The following is a 3325-nucleotide window of genomic DNA, read 5'->3' on the forward strand; positions in this document are numbered from 1 at the left end:
ACTGATCGCTAACGATCATGTCAGGCTTACAGCCCTCCGAACAAGGTTGGACGGGACCCCACCCTTATGGGATGGGGCTGAAATATATCGGGCTTGCAGCCCTTTCGGGTAATGGTTATGTACAGGGTACACGGTGTCCGAACGCAAATTTCGCAAATGAACGCAGTACGCACCGTAGAGACGCAAATCATTGCGTCTCTACGACATGTACCTCTGTCATTCCGAACACCGTGAGGAATCCCGCGAGGAAGAGGAAAGATTCATCGCTGACGCTCTGAATGACAAGGAAAGTGCTCTGAATGACAGGGTAGAGGAAAGGGCAGTTCATGTAGGGGCAAACCTCTGTGTTCACCCGTCATAACGCCGATATGAACATCCCCCTTTCCCCCCTTCCAAGGAGGAATGCGGAACTGACGGCTGACCGCTGTAACAGCTCCGCAGGGGCGCATTAATTCAGCCCAATGTGTAGCGAAGCGAAGCGCTGGGGAAAAAGAATACCCACTCCTGCGAAGAGGGCTGTAAGCCTGATATAAAATGTTGATTTATTTAATGGTCGAGATGTTTTACTTAAACAAACTTGCGTGCTTTGTGTAACTTTTGCGTTCCTTGCGGTGATCTTACCGCCAAGTTCGCAAAGAACGACGCAAAGGACGCAAAAAAACAGACAAAATATTTGCATCTGATCAAAAAAATATTTATACCTTTGTCGTACATAACAAAAAAATATAAGACTATGGAAATAACAGCCGACACTCCACCTGACAAGCCGAAGCGCCTCGCAAACCGCACCGGAGGCACAGCGTAAAAGAAATATCCGGAACGCAGAAAACAATTACAAACCTTTAAAAAAAGAAGATATGAAGACAAAAATCATTTTATGGATAGGTGCCCTGCTTTTACTAACAGCAGGAGCAGGATGTGAGAAGAACACCGAAAAACCTGATACTCGGAAAGCAGAGGCTATAATTGACTATGCAAATCCGGCGACCGATGGCTGTGGTTGGCTTGTACTAATAAATAACAAACCTTATTTTCCTGTGAATTTGGCGGATGAATACAAAATAGACAAATTGAAAGTGTCTGTCGATTATCAGTTATTAGATTCAAAATATACTTGTTGGCCGGGGACATTAATCCCTGAGATTAAGATAATAACAATAAAAAAACTCAAGTAATCATGAAAAAAATATTTGTCATAATGCTATACTTTTGCTCTATATTTTTATCAAAAGGGCAAGTCGGTCAAATATGGCAGTGTCATACTCAACCGACGCAATCATCTTTCTCTAATTATTCAAGTACAGATTATTTTTCTGTTGACGAGAGTAATAAAATTCTTAACATTTACTTTCATGTGATTAGAAGAAGTGATGGAACTGGAGGCCTTACCAATACTCAAATATCAAATACTATTCAAAGGCTATTTAATGATTATTCTCAATATAATATTCAGTTTAATGAATTAGGGAGAGGATATATTAATAATACACAGTTCTATAATGATCCATATAGTAATTACAATGCCATAATAAGAACTAATAGAGAGCCTAATGCTATCAATGTATATTTTTTATCACCGAACGTAAGTCTTTCTCAGGCTGAAAATATTCCCTCCCTTGCATACTGTATAGGAGGTGTTTATTATGGGACATCTGTCATATCCCATGAGATGGGACATTGTCTTGGCTTGTATCATACACATTCAGGGAGCGGTTGTTCTGATAATGCAAATTGTAGAGAGAATATTAATGGCAGTAATTGTAGCACTTGTGGTGATTTAGTTTGTGATACACCTGCCGATCCATGTTTAGCTGGAAAAGTAGGCAATGATTGTAATTATATGGGAAATGATGGATATCAACCCGATGTTCGTAATATTATGTCTTATGCTCCACCTGGTTGTTTAACACGTTTTTCTAATGGGCAACGCAAGCGTATGCATTATACAATCATGAATAATCCTATTTTTAGCAATGTTTTCGTCTCTTCTTCCGGCATTCCTCGTGTATCTTTAGACCCTCCGGCTATGACATGTTTGAGCTTCGGAAGCACCCGTACTTTCCGTGCGGTTAACGAATTCGGGCAAAGCCTGTGTAACAATCCGAATGTAAGAGAAATCGAGTGGAAAATATTCGATTATTCATCGAATCCTCCGTCAATGATACAGAATTATACTACTGCGAATTGTAACAATCTGCTTAAAGAATCGTTGAGTATGTATATACACTCTCATTATCAGCCTTATGTTTTGGAGTTTGTGTGTAGAGCTAAAAGCAATTCCGGAACATGGGGAGAATGGGGGCCGGGACATGCATATATGGTACGTAGTAATTGCTCTTCACCTCAAAATATTTTCAACGCGTATTTCGATCAATCAAGTGCAACTGCTATTGTCAGTTTAACAGAAGAATATTACATCATAAAAGAAGCTGCACAGCAAGCCCGGTTATTTAAAGAACGAGCCCAATTAGGTGCATTCCAACATTCGTCATTGCGTCAAAACGATAAAGAAGACAGCTATGATATTGAATTATGGAATACAAACCAACGAATCAGCTCGTTCCGGACGAATGAGCCGACGTTCCAAATCCCGATGGCCGGACTGCCGGCAGGACTGTACTTCGTGCGCGTCGTCAAAGACGGACAGACGCATACGCAGAAGTTGATCAAAAAATGAGAAAAGTGAGAAACTAAAAGTGAAAAGTGATGCCCTTCGGGCGTTGAGTTGTTGAATTGTTGAGTTTGTTGAGTTGTTTGATTGTTGGATGGAAGCTGATGGCTGAATACTGACCGATAAATTACATCAGGCTTACAGCCCTCCGAACAAGGTGGGACGGGACCCCACCCTTACGGGATGGGGCTGAAATATATCAGGCTTTCAGCCCTTTCGGGTAATGGTTATGTACAGGGTACACGGTGTCCGAACGCAAATTTCGCAAATGAACGCAGTACGCACCGTAGAGACGCAAATCATTGCGTCTCTACAACATATACCCCTGTCATTCCGAACACCGTGAGGAATCCCGCGAGGAAGAGGAAAGATTCATCGCTGACGCTCTGAATGACAAGGAAAGTGCTCTGAATGACAGGGTAGAGGAAAGGGCAGTTCATGTAGGGGCAAACCTCTGTGTTCACCCGTCATAACGCCGATATGAACATCCCCCTTCCCCCCCTTCCAAGGAGGAATGCGGAACTGACGGCTGACCGCTGTAACAGCTCCGCAGGGGCGCATTAATTCAGCCCAATGTGTAGCGAAGCGAAGCGTCGGGGGAAAAAGAATACCCACTCCTGCGGAGGGCTGTAAGCCTGATATAAAATGTTGATT

General features: G+C 42.5%; 3 protein-coding genes and 1 pseudogene. 3 read left to right on the top strand and 1 reads right to left on the bottom strand.

Annotation, left to right across the window (positions count from 1 at the left end):
- Nucleotides 1–187: 187 nt before the first annotated feature.
- Nucleotides 188–328, bottom strand: coding sequence for a hypothetical protein (locus Tanf_RS15305; protein WP_014224580.1), 141 nt, complete (start codon nucleotides 326–328; stop codon nucleotides 188–190).
- A gap of 529 nt (nucleotides 329–857) precedes the next feature.
- Here Tanf_RS15305 and Tanf_RS10265 point away from each other — a divergent pair.
- The 3 genes and pseudogenes from Tanf_RS10265 (at nucleotide 858) to Tanf_RS16490 (ending at nucleotide 2677) form a co-directional block, all read left to right on the top strand.
- Nucleotides 858–1175 carry a hypothetical protein gene (locus Tanf_RS10265; RefSeq protein WP_052449086.1) on the top strand — a complete coding sequence of 106 codons (318 nt, stop codon included), beginning with the start codon at nucleotides 858–860 and terminating at the stop codon, nucleotides 1173–1175.
- A 23-nt stretch (nucleotides 1176–1198) separates the two neighbouring features.
- Nucleotides 1199–1933: pseudogene (locus Tanf_RS16485) on the top strand (M43 family zinc metalloprotease); the annotation flags it as partial.
- A 384-nt stretch (nucleotides 1934–2317) separates the two neighbouring features.
- Entirely contained in the window at nucleotides 2318–2677 is a 360-nt protein-coding gene (locus tag Tanf_RS16490) for a T9SS type A sorting domain-containing protein (RefSeq protein WP_438873600.1), read from the top strand.
- The last annotated feature ends 648 nt before the right edge of the window (nucleotides 2678–3325 follow it).

The sequence above is a fragment of the Tannerella forsythia genome (genome assembly GCF_001006485.1).
Lineage (GTDB): Bacteria > Bacteroidota > Bacteroidia > Bacteroidales > Tannerellaceae > Tannerella > Tannerella forsythia.

Coding starts and splice junctions, on each gene's coding strand:
- Tanf_RS15305 (WP_014224580.1), bottom strand. CDS start 328: ATGAACTGCCCTTTCCTCTACCCTGTCATTCAGAGCACTTTCCTTGTC.
- Tanf_RS10265 (WP_052449086.1), top strand. CDS start 858: ATGAAGACAAAAATCATTTTATGGATAGGTGCCCTGCTTTTACTAACA.
- Tanf_RS16490 (WP_438873600.1), top strand. CDS start 2,318: ATGGTACGTAGTAATTGCTCTTCACCTCAAAATATTTTCAACGCGTAT.